The sequence below is a fragment of the Micromonospora sp. LZ37 genome (genome assembly GCF_059359015.1).
In genome coordinates, this window is record NZ_JCADBL010000008.1 from 41,325 (window position 1) to 59,924 (window position 18,600).

Annotated in this window: 17 protein-coding genes; 8 read left to right on the top strand and 9 right to left on the bottom strand. The window is 71.9% G+C overall.

From position 1 onward, the window contains the following. Positions 1-21: 21 nt before the first annotated feature. The 6 genes from AC5L3Z_RS17550 to AC5L3Z_RS17575 form a co-directional block, all read right to left on the bottom strand. Entirely contained in the window at positions 22-1,401 is a 1,380-nt protein-coding gene (locus AC5L3Z_RS17550; protein ID WP_494843310.1) for an ABC transporter substrate-binding protein, read from the bottom strand. A 209-nt stretch (positions 1,402-1,610) separates the two neighbouring features. Next, the gene (locus AC5L3Z_RS17555; protein ID WP_494843312.1) at positions 1,611-2,615 is read right to left on the bottom strand and encodes a LacI family DNA-binding transcriptional regulator; all 1,005 of its coding nucleotides are present in this window, start codon (positions 2,613-2,615) and stop codon (positions 1,611-1,613) included. Between the two features lie 161 nt (positions 2,616-2,776). After that, complete coding sequence (locus AC5L3Z_RS17560) at positions 2,777-3,766, bottom strand: D-cysteine desulfhydrase family protein (RefSeq protein ID WP_494843314.1); 990 nt, start codon at positions 3,764-3,766, stop codon at positions 2,777-2,779. A gap of 75 nt (positions 3,767-3,841) precedes the next feature. Then, positions 3,842-4,456, bottom strand: coding sequence for an FMN reductase (locus AC5L3Z_RS17565; protein WP_494843316.1), 615 nt, complete (start codon positions 4,454-4,456; stop codon positions 3,842-3,844). Further along, positions 4,453-5,556: an LLM class flavin-dependent oxidoreductase gene (locus tag AC5L3Z_RS17570; protein WP_494843318.1), complete on the bottom strand. Its 1,104-nt coding sequence runs from the start codon at positions 5,554-5,556 to the stop codon at positions 4,453-4,455. Before AC5L3Z_RS17570 ends, AC5L3Z_RS17565 begins: the two co-directional genes overlap by 4 nt. A gap of 215 nt (positions 5,557-5,771) precedes the next feature. Then, positions 5,772-6,332: an NADPH-dependent FMN reductase gene (locus tag AC5L3Z_RS17575; protein ID WP_494843320.1), complete on the bottom strand. Its 561-nt coding sequence runs from the start codon at positions 6,330-6,332 to the stop codon at positions 5,772-5,774. 106 nt (positions 6,333-6,438) lie between these two features. Here AC5L3Z_RS17575 and AC5L3Z_RS17580 point away from each other — a divergent pair, with 106 nt between their 5' ends. The 3 genes from AC5L3Z_RS17580 to AC5L3Z_RS17590 all read left to right on the top strand — a co-directional run bounded on the left by AC5L3Z_RS17580 (position 6,439) and on the right by AC5L3Z_RS17590 (position 8,684). Continuing rightward, the gene (locus tag AC5L3Z_RS17580) at positions 6,439-6,915 is read left to right on the top strand and encodes a MarR family winged helix-turn-helix transcriptional regulator (RefSeq protein ID WP_494843322.1); all 477 of its coding nucleotides are present in this window, start codon (positions 6,439-6,441) and stop codon (positions 6,913-6,915) included. A 39-nt stretch (positions 6,916-6,954) separates the two neighbouring features. Continuing rightward, positions 6,955-7,230 (top strand): DUF2283 domain-containing protein, encoded by a 276-nt coding sequence (locus AC5L3Z_RS17585; RefSeq protein ID WP_494843324.1) that lies wholly within the window; start codon positions 6,955-6,957, stop codon positions 7,228-7,230. Positions 7,231-7,730: 500 nt separating this feature from the next. Next, positions 7,731-8,684: a TerC/Alx family metal homeostasis membrane protein gene (locus tag AC5L3Z_RS17590; protein ID WP_494843326.1), complete on the top strand. Its 954-nt coding sequence runs from the start codon at positions 7,731-7,733 to the stop codon at positions 8,682-8,684. Positions 8,685-8,717: 33 nt separating this feature from the next. On the opposite strand, the gene AC5L3Z_RS17595 is transcribed toward AC5L3Z_RS17590, so the two are convergent. Further along, a complete protein-coding gene (locus tag AC5L3Z_RS17595; protein ID WP_494843328.1) occupies positions 8,718-9,245 on the bottom strand; it encodes a winged helix-turn-helix transcriptional regulator in 528 nt (175 codons plus the stop codon). An 86-nt stretch (positions 9,246-9,331) separates the two neighbouring features. On the opposite strand from AC5L3Z_RS17595, the gene AC5L3Z_RS17600 reads away from it, so the two are divergent. Together AC5L3Z_RS17600 and AC5L3Z_RS17605 are read left to right on the top strand one after the other, a co-directional pair. Beyond that, on the top strand, positions 9,332-10,768 hold the full coding sequence (locus AC5L3Z_RS17600) for an MFS transporter (RefSeq protein ID WP_494843330.1): 1,437 nt from the start codon (positions 9,332-9,334) through the stop codon (positions 10,766-10,768). 206 nt (positions 10,769-10,974) lie between these two features. Continuing rightward, positions 10,975-12,165 (top strand): MFS transporter, encoded by a 1,191-nt coding sequence (locus tag AC5L3Z_RS17605; protein ID WP_494843332.1) that lies wholly within the window; start codon positions 10,975-10,977, stop codon positions 12,163-12,165. Between the two features lie 19 nt (positions 12,166-12,184). On the opposite strand, the gene AC5L3Z_RS17610 is transcribed toward AC5L3Z_RS17605, so the two are convergent. After that, the gene (locus tag AC5L3Z_RS17610) at positions 12,185-13,156 is read right to left on the bottom strand and encodes an MBL fold metallo-hydrolase (protein WP_494843334.1); all 972 of its coding nucleotides are present in this window, start codon (positions 13,154-13,156) and stop codon (positions 12,185-12,187) included. A gap of 458 nt (positions 13,157-13,614) precedes the next feature. Here AC5L3Z_RS17610 and AC5L3Z_RS17615 point away from each other — a divergent pair, with 458 nt between their 5' ends. The 3 genes from AC5L3Z_RS17615 (at position 13,615) to AC5L3Z_RS17625 (ending at position 16,642) form a co-directional block, all read left to right on the top strand. Beyond that, complete coding sequence (locus tag AC5L3Z_RS17615; RefSeq protein ID WP_494843336.1) at positions 13,615-14,292, top strand: C39 family peptidase; 678 nt, start codon at positions 13,615-13,617, stop codon at positions 14,290-14,292. A gap of 238 nt (positions 14,293-14,530) precedes the next feature. Next, positions 14,531-15,628: a hypothetical protein gene (locus AC5L3Z_RS17620; protein ID WP_494843338.1), complete on the top strand. Its 1,098-nt coding sequence runs from the start codon at positions 14,531-14,533 to the stop codon at positions 15,626-15,628. A 357-nt stretch (positions 15,629-15,985) separates the two neighbouring features. Further along, on the top strand, positions 15,986-16,642 hold the full coding sequence (locus AC5L3Z_RS17625) for a hypothetical protein (protein ID WP_494843340.1): 657 nt from the start codon (positions 15,986-15,988) through the stop codon (positions 16,640-16,642). Between the two features lie 73 nt (positions 16,643-16,715). Here AC5L3Z_RS17625 and AC5L3Z_RS17630 read toward each other — a convergent pair whose 3' ends face one another. Further along, the gene (locus AC5L3Z_RS17630; protein ID WP_494843342.1) at positions 16,716-18,509 is read right to left on the bottom strand and encodes a S8 family serine peptidase; all 1,794 of its coding nucleotides are present in this window, start codon (positions 18,507-18,509) and stop codon (positions 16,716-16,718) included. Positions 18,510-18,600 lie beyond the last annotated feature (91 nt).

Below are 18,600 nucleotides of genomic sequence, written 5' to 3' on the forward strand. Positions count from 1 at the left end.
TGCCGGCCCCCACCCACCGGGTCAGCTCTCGGCGGCCAGCAGCTGGTTGACCTTGTCCTCGGCCGTCTTGAGCAGCGCGTCGATGTTGGCGTTCGGGTTCGTCAGCACACCGGACATCGCGGCGTCGAGTACGGCGTAGATTGCCTGCGCGTTGCGTGGCTCGCCCTTGATCGGTACCGGGTTCGCCTCGAAGACCGCGAAGTTCGTGGTGTCGAGGTTCGCGTTCGCCTTGCGCAGCTCGACCTCCTGCTTCTGCGCGTCGCTGCCGGCCGTGAAGAGCAGCGGCTGGGGCAGGCCCACCGGGTAGTTCTGCGGCTTGGCCCGGACGTAGTCGAACTGGCCCTTGCCCGGCGTCAGCTTCTGGTAGGCGATCCACTTCAGACCCGCCTTGACCTGCTCGGGGGTGAGGCCCTTCTTGAAGAAGTAGCCCTCGCCACCACCGAGCGTCGCCTTTGCCGGGCCGTCCTGGCCGGGCAGCGGGCCCATCGCCCAGTCCTGGAACCTGCCCTGGAACTGGCTGACGATCGCCTGGGTGGCGTCCGGCGCGCCGATGAACATGCCGACCTTGCCGGCGCCCGCGTTGGTCAGCAGGTCGCCCCACTGCAGCAGCTGGCGGGAGCCCATGCTGTTGTCGCCGTACCGCATCTCCTTGAGGTTCTGCAGGACCTGCCGGCCCATCGCGTTGTTGAAGTCGGCCTTCTTGCCGTCCCCGGTCAGGACCTGCCCACCCTGGGAGTAGAGCAGGGAGGTGAAGTGCCAGCCTCCGGTGTTGCCGGCGCTGTACTCCGAGTAGCCGGCGACGCCGTTGCCGAGCGCGGAGATCTTCTTGGCCGCGTCCCGGACCTGCGCCCACGTCTTCGGCGGGTTGTTCACGTCGAGCCCCGCCCGCTGGAACAGGACCTTGTTGTAGATCAGACCCATCGAGTAGTTCTTCACCGGGACGGCGTAGAGCTTGCCGCCGTCGCTGAAGACCTCCTTGAGCGCCGGGTCGACGCTGTCCCAGGTCGGGATCGTCTCCTTGGTGGCGAACTCGGTGATGTCCATGGCCTGACCGGAGTCGAGCACCTGCTGGAGATCGGTCATGTATCCGTAGAACACGTCGGTCACGGTGCCGCCGGCGAGGCGGGCGGCGAAGTCCGGCGGGTTGTTGCACTGCTCGCCGACGCTGACGCTCTTGACGACGATGTCGGGGTTCTGCCGCTGGAACTCGGCGACGTCGTCGTTCCAGTTCTTCAGCAGCTCCTTCTGGGAGCCGACCGGCTGGCAGTCGACGGTGATGGTGACCTTGCCGCCGGCATCGGTCGTGGCGTCGTCACCCTTCGTGGAGCAAGCCGTGAGGCTGAGCCCCAGGCCGGCCACGAGCGCGAACGCCGCAGCCTTCCGGTATCTCGGTACGGACATCTGTCCACCCCTTCGGGAACGGGCGTCGCTATGAGGGTCTGGCTCTCTTGCTCGGATGTTTCGTGGCGCTGACGATACAAAGCCGTACGGCTGTCCGCAATAACTGGACTAAAACTTGAAAGAGAACGATCGCAGCGTCGATGGGCAGCGAAAAGGGCGGACCCGAAGGGGTCCGCCCTTTTTGTCCTACACCCCGGTGCCGGAACGGATCAGCCGGCGCCGCGCACCGGCCCGGTGGAGCCCCGCACCACCAACTCGGGCTCGAAGAGCAGCTCGTCGGTGAACGCGCCGGCCCCCTCGATCTGGGTGACCAGCAGGTCGACGGCGGCCTGTCCCATCGTCTCGATCGGCTGCCGGACCGTCGTCAGCGGCGGGTCGGTGCAGGTCATGAACGCGGAGTCGTCGAACCCCACCACCGAGATGTCGCCCGGCACCGAACGACCCAACCGGCGGGCCGCCCGGATGGTGCCGAGGGCCAACACGTCGCTGGCGCAGATGACGCCGGTCACCCCCCGCTCGACGAGCTTGGTCGCGGCGACGCGGGCCCCCTCCATGGAGAAGCTGGAGCGTTCCACGCACTCGTCGCCGTCGGTCCAGTCGGCCACCTGGATCATCGCGGCCAGCTTCCGCCGGGACGGCACGTGGTCCTCCGGACCGAGCACCATGCCGATCCGCTCGTGGCCCAGCGAGCGCAGGTGCCCGTACGCCTGCTCCACGGCGACCGCGTCGTCGGTGGAGACCCGGGGGAACCCGAGCTCGTCGACGCCCGCGTTGACCAGCACCACCGGCAACCCCCGGTCGGTGAGCCGCCGGTAGTGCTCGTGCGACGCGTCCGCCAGCGCGTACGACCCACCGGCGAAGATGACCCCGGACACCTGGTGGTCCAGCAGCATCTCCACGTAGTCCGACTCCGGGACGCCGCCGATGGTGCGGGCGCAGAGCGCGGGGGTGAAGCCGCGCTGGGCCAGCGACCCGGTCACCACCTCGGCGAGCGCCGGGAAGATCGGGTTCTGCAACTCCGGCAGCACCAGACCGACCAGCCGCGCCCGCTCGCCCCGCAGCTTGGTGGGGCGCTCGTAGCCGAGGACGTCCAGCGCGGTCAGCACCGCCGTCCGGGTCGCCTCCGACACGCCGCCACGGCCGTTGAGCACCCGGCTCACGGTCGCCTCACTGACGCCCGCCTTGCGGGCCACCTCCGTCAACCGCTTGGTCACGCCGCAACTCTACGCGGGGTTCCTGCAAGAACTGAACCGCCAGATGCGGTGTGACGGCAAAAACTTGAGATCGTTTGCGGGCACGACGGTCGTGCCACGCGCGGCGCTGCCACCACCGCCACCCGGATCGGTGGCGCGGGCGACCCGCGTGGACCGGGCGGTCATCCGGTGGGCGGGATGCTGTCGGCCCACGTCAGCGCCGCAGCGTGCCCGAACAGTCCGGGCACGCCACCGGTGTGCAGGAAGACGGTCCGCCGGCCCGGACGGATCTCCCCTCGTCGCGCCGCGGCGATCAGCCCGGCCATCGCGCGGCCGGTGTAGGTGGGGTCGAGGATGATCCCCTCGCGACGCGCGGCGAGCGAAAGCGCCTCCCGCACCGGCTCGGTGAACGACCCGTACCCGGGGCCGACCTGCTCGTCGTCGACGCGGAGTCCCTCGGCCGGCGCGGACGCCCCGAGCCCGGCGGCGAAGGACGCGACGACCGCGCGGGGGTCGTCCACCGCGCCCACGTGCACCCCGAGCACCCGCTCGGACCCGAGGCGGGCGACGAGTCCGGCCATGGTCGCCCCCGATCCGAGCGCGACCACCACGGTGTGCAGGTCCGGCGCCTGGGTCAGCAGCTCCTCCGCCGCGGCCACGTAGCCCCGCGCGGCCAGCACACTCGACCCGCCGAACGGCAGGAGCGCGGGACGGGCGCCCGCCGCCCGCAGCCGCTCGACCACCTGGGCGGCTGCCTGGTTCAGGGCGGCCCGGCCCGTGACGCCGGTGAAGACGATCTCCGCGCCGAGAACGGCGTCCAGGACCAGGTTTCCCGTCCGTGACGCACCGGGCGCCCCGGGGAACACGAGCACCGCCCGCAGCCCCAGGCGCGCGGCCACCGCCGCCGTCAGCCGGGCGTGGTTGCTCTGCGGCGCACCGGTGGTGACGAGGGTGTCCGCCCCGCCGGCGAGCGCCTCCGCGACCGTCCACTCGAGCTTGCGGAGCTTGTTGCCGCCGACCCCGAGCCCGGTCAGGTCGTCCCGCTTGACCAGCAGGTCATCGGGGCCGAGGCCGAGCGCGGCGGCGAGCCGGGGCGCCGGCTCCACCGGCGTGGGCCAGGTGCCGAGTCGCACCGGTACGACGTCGCGGGCGGATCCGGGTGGCAGTGACATCGGTGCTCCAGCAGCCTTCATGCGGTGGGATGGCGAGCATGTCACGACCGCCGGCCAACCCCGCCGCGGCCCGCCTCACTCGCCGCGGAGCATGCGGTCGAACGGCGTCGGGTCGTCGTACGGGTCGTCGACGGTCGGTGCGTCCCGCCGGTCCACCTCACCCGCGAGTTCCCGGGCCGCCCGCGCGATCCGGCTGGCCAGCGACCCCTGGGTCGGGTCGCCGCCGCCCCAGTCCTCCGGCCCGGCGAAGACCCCGGTGGACACGGTCGCCGCGCGCAGGTAGCTGAACATGGGCCGCAGCGCGTGCTCCAGGATCAGCGAGTGCCGCCCGGTGCCGCCGGTGGCGGCGATCAGCACCGGCTTGTCCACCAGCGCGGTGTCGTCGAGGTTGTCGAAGAACGCCTTGAACAGCCAGCTGTACGAGGCGGTGAAGGTGGGGGTCACCGCGATCAGGCCGTCCGCCCGGGCGACGGTCTCGAACACCGACCCGAGTTCCGGCGACGGATAGCCGGCCAGCGAGTGGTTCACCAGATCGTGCGCGTGGTCGCGTACCTCGATGATGTCGACGTCGACCTCCGCGCCGAGCCGCTCCAACTCGTACCGGGCCGCGTCGGCGAGCCGGTCGGCCAGCAGCCGGGTCGAGGACGGCAGCCGCAGCCCGGCGGAGACGACCGCGAGGGTCCGCTTCATCGCGCCGCCTCCTCCGCGGCCGTCGCCCCTGCCTGCGCCGCCTTCAGGGCCGGGTGCAGCGGGGCGTCCGGGACGTGGGCGGGACGACCGACGGCGAACTCCCTGCGCAGCACCGGCACGATCTCGCCCAGCATCTCGATCTGCTCGAGCACGGCCCGGTGCGGTACGCCGATTCCGTCCACGTTGAACAGCTGACGCTGGTAGTCGCCATCGGCCACCTCGCGGTACGCCAGCACGCGGTCGATCACCTCCTGCGGGCTGCCGACCACGACGGCGGTCTGCGCCATCGTCTCCTCCAGCGACGGGCCGTGCCCGTAGACCGGGGCGTTGTCGAAGTACGGCCGGAACTCCCGGATCGCGTCCTGCGAGTTCTTCCGCACGTACAGCTGCGCGCCCAGGCCGACGATCGCCTGGTCGGCGGGGCCGTGCCCGTAGTGCTCGAAGCGGCGGCGGTAGTGCCCGACCAGCCGCTGGACGTGCTCCTTGGGCCAGAGAAGGTTGTTGTGGAAGAAGCCGTCGCCGTAGTAGGCGGCCTGCTCGGCGATCTCCGGGCTGCGGATCGAGCCGTGCCAGACGAACGGCGGCACGCCGTCCAGCGGACGCGGCGTCGAGGTGAACGACTGCAACGGGGTACGGAACCGGCCCTGCCAGTCGACCACGTCCTCCCGCCACAGCCGGCGCAGCAGGTCGTAGTTCTCGATCGCCAGCGGAATGCCGTTGCGGATGTCCTGCCCGAACCACGGGTAGACCGGACCGGTGTTGCCCCGACCCATCATCAGGTCCACCCGACCGTCGGCCAGGTGCTGGAGCATCGCGTAGTCCTCGGCGATCTTCACCGGGTCGTTCGTGGTGATCAGCGTGGTCGACGTGGACAGCAGGATCCGGTTCGTCCGCGCCGCGACGTACCCGAGCAGCGTGGTGGGCGAGGACGGGATGAACGGCGGGTTGTGGTGCTCGCCGATGGCGAAGACGTCCAGGCCCACGTCCTCGGCCAGCTTCGCGTACTCCACCACCGCCTTGATCCGGTCGTGTTCGGAGGGCGTCCGCCCGGTCAGCGGGTCGCGCTGCAGGTCCCCTACGCCGAAGATTCCGAACTGCATCTGACATCCCTGCCTCGTCGCCGTCGCTCGCCCCTGCGAGCGGTTGGTGGTGGGCGGTGCCACACCCGGATGGCGAGAGAGGCCGCTCCGAGCGGCGCGGGTGCCGGGCGGAACGCCCGGCACCACCGCCTCGGAGCGGCCTCTCTCGATTCCGTCACCGTCGAGCCGGCGGGACGCGCGATGCTGCGCGTCGGTCCGGCCCGAGGGCGGCGTGACTACTTGTTGCGCAGCGGCGCGAGGGCCTTGCTCCAGGCCACGACCTGGTCCAGCGTGGTGGTGAGGGCGTCCTGCTGGTGGGCGTTGGGCTTGAAGACGCTGAAGTTCTCGAAGTCGGTGAAGAGCGACAGGGCCACCTGGGACCGCACGTCGGCCATCATCAGCTCACCGGCGATCAGGCGCAGGTGCTCCACGGCCCGGGTACCGCCCACGGAGCCGTAGCTGACGAAGCCGATGGCCTTGTTGGTCCACTCGCTGTAGAGGAAGTCGATCGCGTTCTTGAGCGCGCCCGAGGTGGAGTGGTTGTACTCCGGGGTCACCATGATGAACCCGTCGAACGAGGCGATCTTGTTGGCCCACTCCAGCGTGTGCGGCTGCTGGTACTGGCCCATCGACGGCGGGTAGATCTCGTCCAGGTGCGGCAGCTTGTAGTCCAGCAGGTCGACGAGCTCGAACTCGGCGTCCGTACGCTGCGAAGCCACGTCGTACACCCACTGGCCCACGGCAGCGCCGTTACGCCCCGGCCGGGTGCTGCCGATGATGATTCCGATCCTGGCCATCTGTGGTTCCTTCCTTGGCGACAGAACACCCGGACACGGGCATTCCTTGCTTGACGTCGCAACTATAGACCGTGCATTTCCTTCGTCAAGCAAGTAGGCTGGGGTCATGTCCACCGTCACACCTGAGCCGAAGTCAGCCCCGGAAGGGGTGCAACCACTCAACCCGGACGAAGAGGCCGTCGTCCGGTCCCTCAACCGCGTCATCTACGCGCTGCCCCGCGCCCTCGACGCCTACATGGTCCGCGAGCAGCGGCTCCCCTCCATCGACTACCTGGTCCTGATGCACCTCTCCGAGGCCCCCGAGCGGCAGCTACGGATGAGCGAACTCGCCAGCGCCTGCGAGATGTCGCTCAGCGGCATGACCCGCGTGGTGCAGAAGTTGGAGGGCCAGGGGTTCGTCCAGCGGGTCAGGTGTGAAGAGGACGCCCGCGGCTGGAACGCCGTCCTCACCGACGCCGGCTTCGCCCGCCTCGAGGAGGCCTGGCCCACCCAGGTGGCCGCCGTGCGCCGGCACTTCCTCGACCACCTGGCGGGCCTGGACCTCAAGGCGCTCGCCAGGGCCCTGGAGAACGTCGCCACCTGAGCAGACGGCGCGGGCCGCCCCTGTGCGAGCCTGGCGCACGTGTACCAGGAAACACGGGTGACGCTGGTCTGCACCTACGACAGCGTCGCCGACGCGGCCTACCTCTATCTCGACCACGCCCTGCCACCCGGCGCCGTACAGCGGGTCGTGCCGTTCGACCCCGCTGACGGCATGTTCGTCCTCGACCTCGACGCCGAGGGCCACGTCGTCGGCCTGGAGGTCCTCGGCGCGAGCACCCGGCTGCCCCCGGCACTCCTGCGCGCGATCCGCGACCAGGATCAACCGGCGGGACGGCGGCCACCGCCGGTCACGTGAGGGCGGCGAGCTGGGAGCCGGTGGCGAGGTCAGTCGTACGGCCGGACGCGGATCGGCCGCGTGGGCCAGCAGGCGCCGCGCCACCGGCCGGTCCCGATCCGCGCCCACCTCGTCGAAAAACCTCGACCTGGCCGGCCCGTACTCGCTGATGTCGCCGGTGGCCACGGCGTCATCCCGCCAGGCCGTGCCCGGCGGGTCGGCACACCGGCATGGACCCGCTCACCGCACCGGGCAGGAGCCGCCCTCCACTCATCACGCGAACGCCCGCCGCCCGCCGCCGCACCCGCGCCTGCCCGGACCGCCCCCCGGACGGGTGACGACGGTGCCGCAACCGCCTCGTCCGCCCCGACCAGCTGGCTAGGCTCAGCGGCGCTGCGTCGCGTCGACCGGACACCACCGGCTCGTTGGCTGCTCCGCTCGCAGTAGCCGCCTGCCCGATCCGGCTGCCTTGGCGGCTACAGCCGCCGGCCATGCCTCGGTGGGATGCGGAGGGGCACCAGATGGACCAAGGGACGTTCGCGGCCCCACTCTGGGCCTGGGCGGCGATCGGCGCCGTCATCGCCGTCATGCTCGCGGTGGACGTGCTCTCCCACCGCGACAACCATGTGATCGAGCTGCGCGAGGCGCTGATCTGGAGCGGCGTCTGGATCGCCGCCGGACTGGCCTTCGGCGTGGTCGTCTGGCTGGGGTGGGGCGGCGAGCCGGCGGTCGCGTACTACTCGGGCTACCTGCTGGAGAAGGCCCTCTCCGTCGACAACGTCTTCGTCTTCGCGCTGCTGTTCGGTTATTTCCGGGTACCCGCCGAGTACCAGCACAAGGTGCTCTTCTGGGGGGTGGTCGGTGCGCTCGTGTTCCGGCTGGTCTTCATCTTCGCCGGGGCGGAGCTGCTGCACCGGTTGGCCGTCGCCGGCTTCGCGCTCGGAGCCTTCCTGATCTGGACCGGATGGCGCCTGGCGGTGCGCGGCGAGCCCGACGTGGACCCCGAGCGCAACGTCGTGGTCCGGCTCTTCCGGCGGGTGGTCCCGACCGAGCCGCACTACCACGGCAGCCGGTTCGTCGTACGGATCGACGGCCGGCGCCGGGCCACGCTCCTGCTGCTGGCGCTGGTGGCGATCGAGGCGACCGACGTCGTCTTCGCGATCGACTCCGTGGCGGCGATCCTGGCGATCACCACAAACACGTTCCTCGTCTGGACGTCGACGGCGTTCGCCGTGCTGGGGCTGCGCAGCCTCTACTTCTGCCTGGCCGGGCTGCTGCGTCACTTCGGGTACCTGCGCTACGGCCTGGCGGTGCTCCTGGCGTTCGCGGGCACGAAGCTGATCCTGGCCGAGACGCCGGTGGGAAAGCTGCCGCTCTGGCTCACCCTGCTGGTGGTGGTGCTGACCCTCTCGACCTCCATCGGCTGGAGCGTGGTGGCCGCGCACCGGGAACGACGCCGCCAGGCCGGCCCCTGAGCCCGCCAGGGGCGTGACCTCCGCTCCAACGGCTCAGAGCAGCGGTTGGAGGAGCCGGTGCGGGCGGCGGCGCAGTGCGACGCTGACCGGGTCCTGGCGCGGCTGGGCGGGGACCCCCGGGCCGGTGTCGGCCTCGATGTCGCCGGGAGCCACGTCGGTGAGGCCGCAGGCCGGGCAGCGGCTCACCGGGTCGAGTTCGGTGCCGCACGCGGCGTGCCGGAAGGTCCGCAGCGACTCGCCGGTGGAGAAGTGCCGCTCGCCCCACCGCATCAGCGGGAAGATCACGGACCAGAGCTCGGTGCCCCGCTCGGTCAGCAGGTATTCGTCGCGGGCCGGGGAGTCCTGGTAGCGGTGGCGCGCGAGGATGCCCGCCTCGACCAGGGTGGCGAGCCGGTCGGCGAGCACGGCCCGGGGAATGTCCAGGTGGCCGAGGAAGTCACCGTAGCGACGTACGCCGTAGAAGGCGTCGCGGATCACGAGCAGCGTCCACCGCTCACCGACCAGTTCGAGCGCCCTGGCCAGGTAGCAGTTCTGCCCCTCGTACTTCTTCCCCAGTGCCACACCGCGATCCTACCCCCGGTCGGTTCATTCAACGAACCATTGCTGCTAGCCTCGGTTCGTTCACCGAACCGAGAGGCTCATCCCGCATGTCGACATCCACCGGCGTCACCCCACCGTCCGCCGACGCCCCGGTCCCGGACACGAGCCGCTCCGGCTCCCGGGCCCTCTTCGCGGTCTGCGCCGCGACCCTGCTCGTGCTCATGAACTACACCGCGCCGCTGGCCGTGCTGCCGCAGACCGCGCGGAGCCTCGGAGCCGGCCTCACCACCCAGACCTGGCTGATCAACGCGATCACCCTCGGACTCGCGGCCACCCTGCTGGTGGCCGGCAGCCTCGGCGACGACTTCGGACGACGCCGGATATTCCGGGTCGGCCTCGCGCTGCTGGCCGCCGGCACGGTCGGCGCCGCCGTCGCCCCCGACGCCACCTTCTTCATCGCCGCCCGGGTGCTCCAGGGTGTGGCCAGCGCCGGGATCCTCGCCGCCGGGCTGGGCCTGCTCGGACACGCCTTCGACAGCAACCAGGGACGCTCCCACGCCACGGCCCGCTGGGCGTCGATGCTCGGCGCCGGCATCGCCCTCGGCCCGATCGTCGCGGCCGCGCTGACCGCTCTCGGCAGTTGGCGCTGGTCCCACCTGCTCCTCGCGGCGCTGGCAGCGGTGCTCGCGGCGCTCGGCGGCCGGCTGCTCCCCGAGTCCCGCGCCGATCGGATGGCCCACATCGACGTACCCGGGGTGCTGACCCTCGGCGCGGGCCTGTCGCTGCTGCTCGTCGCCGTCACCGCCGGACGCACCGGCTGGCTGCGGCCGGCGGTGCTGATCCCGCTGGCGCTCGGGGCCCTGCTGCTCGCCGCCTTCGTGGCGATCGAGGCCCGCGGCCGGGCACCGATGCTCGACCTCGCCCTGTTCCGCCGGCCGGACTTCCGGATCGCCACCATCGGCGCGTTCTTCACCGGGCTCGCCGCGATCGGCCCGAGCACCGTCCTGCCGACCCTGGTGCAGCGGTTGGTCGGCCTCAGCGCGCTGGGCACCGCCGGGCTGGCCTTCGTCTGGGCGGGCACCGCGTTCGTGGTCAGCAACCAGATGCGCCACCTCGGCACCCGCTCCGCGCCCACCCGGCAACTCGCCCTCGGCTTCGCCCTGACCGCCGTCGGCTACCTGACCATGCTCGGTTACGCCGGTGCGCACTCCTGGATCCGTACCATTCCCGGGCTGCTCATCTCCGGGGCGGGCAGCGGGCTGCTCAACGCGGCACTCGCCCGGCTCGCCGTCACCAGCGTCCCGGCCGACCGGGTCGCGATGGGCTCCGGCGCCAACAACACAGCCCGCTACGTCGGCTCCGCGTTCGGCGTGGCGGTCTGCGTCACCGTCGCCTCCAGCCTGCTGCCGGCGGGCCGGACCGGCGGCTTCTCGGCGCCCGGCGCCGACGCCGTCCTGCTGCTCGGCGCCGCAGTGGCCCTGATCGGCGCCGCGACGGCGCTGATCCGTCGGCGCGCCGGCACCCCGGCCACGGCCACGGCCTGATCCAGCGGTCCGGCGCGGGGACCGACGCCGAGGGTGGCGTGGTCCCGCGCCGGTCACCGCCGGGCCGGACCCGACCCGTTGGGCGAGCCGGGTGCCGCCGGGCTGATTCGGGTCGCGTGCGAGGGGTCGCACCGGGTAGTCCGCTGCGGCCCGTCAGGTCGACCGCGCCGGGCCTCCGCATGCCGCACACCCGAGGAGCACCTCTGATGAGCACCGCCGTACCGGGACGCCACTCGCCCGGAGTCTCCCTGTTCCTGCTCGCCTCGATCCTCGTGTCCTTCGTGGCCGCGTCGGCGGCCCCGACCCCCCTCTACGGCATCTACCAGGAGCTCTGGCACTTCTCGCCGACCACGACGACGGTGGTGTTCGCCGTCTACGCCGGCGCGGTGCTGGCCTCGCTGCTCATCTTCGGCAAACTGTCCGACCATGTCGGTCGACGACCGGTCCTGCTCGTCACGATCGCGGTCCAGATCCTCTCGCTGATCATCTTCATCCTCGCCAACGGGGTACCCGCGCTGGTGGCGGCCCGCGTCGTGCAGGGGCTGGCGGCCGGCGCCGCCACCGGCGCCGTCGGTGCCGCCATGCTCGACATCAACCGCGTGCGCGGCACGATCGCCAACTCGATCGCCCCCGGTCTCGGTACCGGTATCGGTGCCCTGCTCTCGGCGCTGCTCATCCAGTACCTGCCCGCGCCGACCCGGCTGGTCTACGTCGTACTGCTGGTGATCCTGGTGATCCAGGGCATCGGGGTCGTGCTGATGCCGGAGACGGTCACGCCGATGGCGGGAGCGCTCCGGAGCCTGCTACCGGAGATCAAGCTGCCCCGCGCCGCGCGCGGTCCGGTCCTGGCCGTCGCTCCGGTGGTCTTCGCGGTATGGGCGCTGGCCGGCTTCTTCCTCGCGCTCGGCCCGGCGCTCGTGCGCGCCCTCATGGAGATGTCGGTCGTGGTCGGCGGCCTGGCCATCTTCGTCTTCTCCCTCTGCGGGACGGGCGCCGTCCTCCTGCTGCGCAACGCCGCCGCGCGGACCGTCATGCTCACCGCGATCACCGCACTCATCATCGGCATGATCATCACGGTGGTGTCGGTCACCGCCGAATCCATCCCCGGCTACTTCGTCGGCCTCGTGTTCGGTGGCGTCGGCTTCGGTGGCGGGTTCCAGGGCGCTCTCAAGACCGTCATGCCGCAGGTCGAGGCGCACGAACGCGCCAGTGTGCTCTCCCTGCTCTACATCGTCGCCTACGTCGCTTTCGGCCTGCCCACCGTCATCGCCGGCTTCCTCGTGGTCCACGGCGGCGGCCTTCCCCGGACCGCCAACGAGTTCGCCGTCGCCGTCATCCTCCTCGCCCTGGTCGCCCTGCTCGGCCTGCGCAGGGCCGGGAGGGCGTCCCCCCGCTGAGCCCTCCGGGGCCGGACGGTCAGGGTGCGATGCCGAACGGGCCCATCCGGCCGTACTCCAGGCGCAGGGCCTCCGCCATGGACCAGGCGTTCGGCAGCGTGAACAGGTCGGCGCCGCCCAGCCGGTCCACCCACCGTGGCACCATCTCGTCCGCCGCACGGGCGGCCACCGCGTCGAGGTACGTCTTGAAGACCGCCCAGACGTTGTGGGGGTCGACCGGCGCCATGATCTCCTCCAGGTCGACCGAGGAGAGCGCCGCCTCCGTGGTGGCGCGCAGGTCGTTTAGGTACTCGATCTGGGTTCTGACGTCGTCCGGGGTGCCGACCCGGTTGACGTGCCCGCCGACGAGCTTGTCGAAGGGGTATTCCAGGGTCTGTTCCGGCGCCGCGACGAAGCCCGGGACGCTCGCGGAGATCGCGAGGTTCGAGAAGGGCACCCAGCCGGGAAAGATCACGTCCACGAGCATGAGGACGCGCTGCGTCGGGGCGAAGATGAAGATGTTCCCCTCCGCGTGGTTCGGCCCCCGGTAGTCGAGCTGGAGGCTGTGGTCCCCCGCCTCGATGGTGAGGGTGTCGTCGAAGACGTGCGTCGGCCGGGGCCGGTTCGGGTCGGCCAGGAGCGCCAGCCGCTCCGCGGTGATGCGGTGGGCGTAGCGGGGCACGTCATCGGGGTAGACCGACATCGCGCCGGTGTGGTCGGAGTGCTGGTGGCTGTAGACCACGTGGGTGATCGGGCGGTCGGTGACGCCGCGGATCGCCCGAAGGATGTTGTGGCCGAGGGTGGGCGGCGCGTCGACGGCGATGACGCCCTCGTCGGTGACCACGAACATCATCTGGTACATGCCCTCCGACACCCAGAAGACACCGTCGGCGATCTCCTCCACGGCGTACCCGGCCTCCGGTATCTCCGGTCCTCGGGCCACCGGTGGCACCGGCGCCTTCGACAGCTCCCGGGCACGACGCGCGTCGTCGGAGTAGGGGGACGTCGACATTTCGCTCTCCCTCGACCGTGCCCGGGTCCTTGGCGGGGCTGCTGGAAGGTACGTCGGGTCCGCGGCAGCGCCGCCACGCCCCACGACCGCCGATCATCCTGGCGACGACACCCACGACGGCGCGGTACGCACCCCACTCACCCCGACGAGGTACGCCGGGACGCAACCGGACATCCGGCCGGCGCCCTCCCACACGATGCGAGACGCCGCAGCTGGGCGGGAGCGCCCCGGAAGGGCACGGCTGATCGGGACGCCGCGCCCGGAGACGACAGGTACGACACCTTCCGCACCGCCGACCAAGCCGACGCCCGGGCCAGACCCGGGACCCGCGGGGCGGGATTGCGCGAAACCGGCTCCGCCTCCTCGCCGGCCCGCGTATGCTCCCGGCGTTTTCGCGGAACCGGGTCGGGTAACCGACGGTCGACAGCGCGGGAAGCCAACCCGATGGGAGCTTCACGATGAACTCGCTATTCCGCAAGAGTGCCCTCTCCGTTGCCGGTCTGGTGTTCACCGGCGGCGCCGTCGCCGGTCCGGCGATCACCACGCCGGACGTCCCGGTCGACAGCCGCCCCGCCATCACGACGCAACCCCAGCCCCAGCCTCAGGCGCAGCCCCCGCCGCCTGCGGGCGAGGAGGACAAGCGGGTGCTGCCGCACGACTACCAGAGGCAGCCCAACGAGTACTACTGCGCACCGGCGGCGACCCGCATCGCGCTGTCAACGCAGGGCAAGGCCCTGCCCCAGCGCGAGGTCGCCAAGAAGCTCGGCACCACCACCGACGGCACCAACTCCGCGGACGACACCACCCGCGTGCTCAACGAGGTGACCGGCGGCGGCTACGAGACCACCAGGATCGAGGGCCCGACGGCCCGCCCCGAGGATGTCGACAAGCTGCGTACCGAGGTGGTCGAGGCCATCGACGCCCGGCGCGGCGTGGTCGCCAACACCACCGGGACCGCCGTCGACACCGAGGGCGAGCGACACTCGTTCCCGGCCGGGCACTACACGAGCATCGTCGGATACCGGGACAGCGGCGAGATCCTGAAGATCGCCGACCCGTACGACCCGGAGAAGCACTACTGGATGACCGACAAGAAGGTCGCCGACTGGATCGCCGAACGCGGCTACTCCAGCTGATCCGACCGCGGCACGGAGCGGGCCGGGACCCCGGAGCGGGAACCCGGCCCGCGCCCCTGTCCGGGCCCACGCCGGGCCGACGGCGAAGACGTCGATGCGCGCGACGCGCAAGAGCACGTCGGTGGTTGTGCGGATGACGCCAATCCCGCGTGTCGGAAGGTGACCGATCGCGCACGTGCGGCAACAATCAGCGGTTGTTGCCGGTTGTGCAGGCGGATGAGTCGGGAGGGTGCCCGGGATGCGGTGTCGCGGCCCTCGACTCGCCCGGGCGACGGTGCGGGGACTACTCCTGCTCGGCGGCGTGATCGCCACCTGGGGTGCCTACGACACGCTCGCGGACGACGCCGCGCACGCCGCAGACGAGCCGCGCCCGAGCATCGTCGGCGATCTGCTGGGCGGCACCGGGGCACTCGTCGACAGCCTCCTCCCACCCCCGAGCGCCCCGCCCGCACCGGCGGCCACGGTCGCTCCCCGTCCCGCCCGGCCGGACCCGGTACGCCAGCCGGCCGCCAAGCCCACGAAACCGGCCGACGCCCGGCCACCCGCCCGCGTCAAGCCGCACCCGGCCGTACGGGCTCCGCGCGTCGACCGGTCGCCGGCGACGGCGCCGGCCGGCCGCACGGTGGACGCGGCAGCCGGCCCGGGGCTGACCAAGGTCGTGGACGCCGTCACGCAGGTGCCGCGTCCCGTCGTGGACGCCGCGTCCCCGGTGCTGCGCGAGGTCACCCGGACCGAACTCCTCGCCCCCGTCGACGCGGTCGTCCGCCCGGTCACCGAGCCGATCCTCGAGACGCTGGACCCCGTACTCGCGCCGGTGCTCGAGGTGACCCGGCCGATCCTCGGCCCGCCGGCGGAACCACTGGACCCGGTGAACCCGGTGGACCCGGTGGACCCGGTGATCCCGCCCGGCGACCCGGTGGTCCCGCCCGGTGACCCGGTGGCCCCGCCGCCGGGGCCGCCCGGCGCCGTGCCCACCACCACCGTTCCAGGCGCTACCGCGAACCCGGTCCGCGCCGCGGTGCTGACCCCCACGCGTGCGGCGTCCTCGCCGGCCGCGTCTCACCGGACCGCGGCGGAGCGGCAGTTCGGCGGTGACCGGGCGGATGTGGACGCCGCCGCCGACGTGGACACCGGTCCCGTGCACCTCGCCGGCGTCGGCGTCCGGACGGCGGGCTCCGCCGGCAGTGCCACCAACTCCGCCGCCGCGGGCCACGGCGCCGCGGCGGACATCTCGCCCCGACCGTGGATGCCGGAGCTGACATCCGGGCGCTGCGTCCCGTCCCGGTGCGACGCGTACGCGCAACGATCGCCGCAGCCCGGCACCAGACCTGCCTGACCGTCCCCCCTGCGGTGACGGCTGGTCCACGCCCGGACCGGCAGCCGCGACCCGACCCGTCGGGTCGCGCGCGCCCCGCCGATCACCGATCGGGCGACGCCTCGGTGAGCCGTCGATGAACGGCGAGCACCGGCATCGCCCCGCGCACCTTCACGGCGACACCGCCCTGCGGTGACCCGTGGCGTCCCACGCCCGGTCACCGCGCTGCCCGGTGTCCCTCGCCGCCTCGATCTCACGCCGGGCGGCCGGCGCGCGCCGGCCCGCCCGGAGCGGACGACGCGGCCTGAGCACATCTTTCGCCCGACGGGACAGCAACCGCGCTCCCACCGGGCACATCGCTGGCACAGGAGATCCACCATGAGAGACGCAGTGCCCACCATCCGTGCCCGCTGGCACGACATCGCCGATACGGCTGACCTCGTCGCCGCCTCCCTGCGCACCTCAGCCACCGGCGCCTGGCTCGTGCCCCAGGAGGACCGACGAGGTGTCGTCCTGACCGCCGCCGCCCGCATCTGGGTCGAACACGCCCTGCTCTTCGGCGAGGTCTTCCTCCTCGCCGACCGCAGCGCGGCCGCTGTGTGGTTCCACCGCTACCGCCCCCTCCCGCCGCCGGCCAACTACCGCCAGCGCCTCGAGGCGGCCTGCGGTCGCCATGTGGATCGCTTCCAGACCCTGGACCTGATCCTGAACGCCCACCGCCCCACCGAGGCCCACAACCACCTGGCGTTCCTCGCCGCCTCGTCACCCGCCCGCGCGTCCGCCCTGCTCGCCGCCAGTCTGGTCCGGATGGACCGGGTCGCGCTGCCCGCCTACGCGGAGGCCACCACCACCGTCGAGGCCGCCATCTACACCCGGCACGGCTACGTCGCCCGCGATCCCTTCGCGCTCCCCGACGGCACCACCGTGCACCCGCTGTGGCGGTTGCCGTCCGGCCACCGGGCCTTTCCGGCGGTCAGATCACGCAACAGTCGACCGCAGCGACCGAGGAAGGAGCCGCGCTTGACGGCGACCTGAGGCGCATCGAGATAACCACTGGTCACCGCGTCGCCGGCGGCCGGGCGGGAGCCCGGCCGCCGGCGGCCGATCGTCAGAACGGTCCGTAGCAGAGCGGCGTGCCGATGTGCGGGTAGCAGGTGACCTGGCGGGTGGTGCGGTGCGTCTGGTCGCGGCTGTCCCGGACGGTCAGCGTGACCTGGTACTGCTTGAAGGTGTTGCTGGTGTAGGTGTGCCGCACGCTCTCGCCGCTGCCGGTGGTTCCGTCGCCGAAGTTCCAGGAGTAGCCGGCGATGTCGCCCTCGGGGTCGGTGGAGTCGTCACCGTTGAAGGTGCAGTTCTGCGCCTGGCAGAAGCCGTCGAAGGCGGCGGTCGGTGGGACGTCGCCGGCCTTCACCTGGCGGCGTACCGAGTCGGTCTTGCCCTCGTCGTCGGTCACGGTGAGCTTGACGCTGTAGTAGCCCGCCTTGGCGTAGGTGTGCGAGACGGTCTTGCCGGTGCCGGTGCTGCCGTCACCGAAGTCCCAGGTCCAGCCGGTCACCGTGCCGTCGGAGTCGGTGGCGGTGGCGGCGTCGAAGGAGCAGGTGGTGTCGTCGTTGGAGCAGGCGGCGGTGAAGGCGGCGGTGGGACGGCCGGGGTCGCGCGGCGGCGCCGGGTAGCTCTTCTCGTCGCTGACGTCGAGCAGCGGCTCCCTGACCCCGTCGCCGGACTCGTCGGTCCAGTTGGTGTTGGCCGTCTCCAGCAGCTTCTCCCGGATGTCCTCCACCTCGTCGCGGCCGGTCGGGTCGTTGTCGCCGGTGGCGAGCAGGGCGGCGGCTCCGGCGACGTGCGGCGACGCCATCGAGGTGCCGGAGAGGGTGCTGTACCCGCCGTCCTTGTAGGTGGAGTAGATGCACGCCCCGGGCGCGGCGATCTCGACGGTGGAGCCGAAGTTGCTGAAGTCGGCGAGCGTGTCGTCGGTGTCCGTACGGCAGGTGCTGGCCGCTCCGCCGCCCGGCTCGCCGTTGAAGTCGGCCAGCGCCGACACGGTGATGACGTCGGGGTGGTTGGCCGGGAAGAACGACTTGGCGTCCTTGTCGTTGTTGCCGGCCGCCACGGCGAAGACCACGCCCTTGTCGACCGCGTTGGTCAGGGCGGTGGTCAGGGCGTTGTCGGTGCACCCGTCGCAGCCGAGGCTCATGTTGGCCACCTCGATCTCGTCGGCGTGCGCGGCGACCCAGTCGACGCCGGCGGTGACGCCGGAGAGCTGGCCGCTGCCGCCGTTGTCGAGCACCCGGACCGACCAGATCCGGGCCCCCGGGGCGACCCCGACCACGCCGATGCCGTTGTCGATGGCCGCGGCGGTGCCGGCGACGTGGCTGCCGTGACCGTTGCCGTCGTCGCCCGCGCCGTCGGTGCAGGAGGTCTTGTTCACGCAGTCGGTGCGCTCCACCACGTTGAGGTCCGGGTGGTCGGCGTCGACCCCGGTGTCGATGATCGCGATGTCGACGTCGGCCTCGTAGTCGGCCGTGCCGTTGAGCTTCAGGTTGGCGTTGTCGTCGGCGAAGATCCGCCGGATGCCGGTCGGGGTGTCCTGCGCCGCGATCGTGACGACTTGGTCGCGCTGCACCGACACGACCCGGGAGTCCCGTCGCAACGCCTCGGCGGCCCGGTCCGGCAGCGTGACGGCGAAGCCGCTCAGCGCGTGCCGGTACACGTGCTGCACGCGCCCCCCGTGGCGGCGGGCCTGGTCCGCGGCGAGTGCGCCGGGGTCGGCGGCCCCCTCGCGCAGGGTGACGATGTAGGTGGTCCGGGCACTCTCCGCGGCGTGGGCGGGGGTCGCCGCCGCCATCGGGACCAGGGCGAGCGCGAGCCCGCTCAGACAGGCCCCAAGCTTCGTGGGTCGCACGGTTGCTCCTTCTTGCGGATGAAGGGGACGGGGTACGCGGCCGCGTCCCCACACCATCCACGTCCGTCACTGTGAGGAACAATCGGGGCAT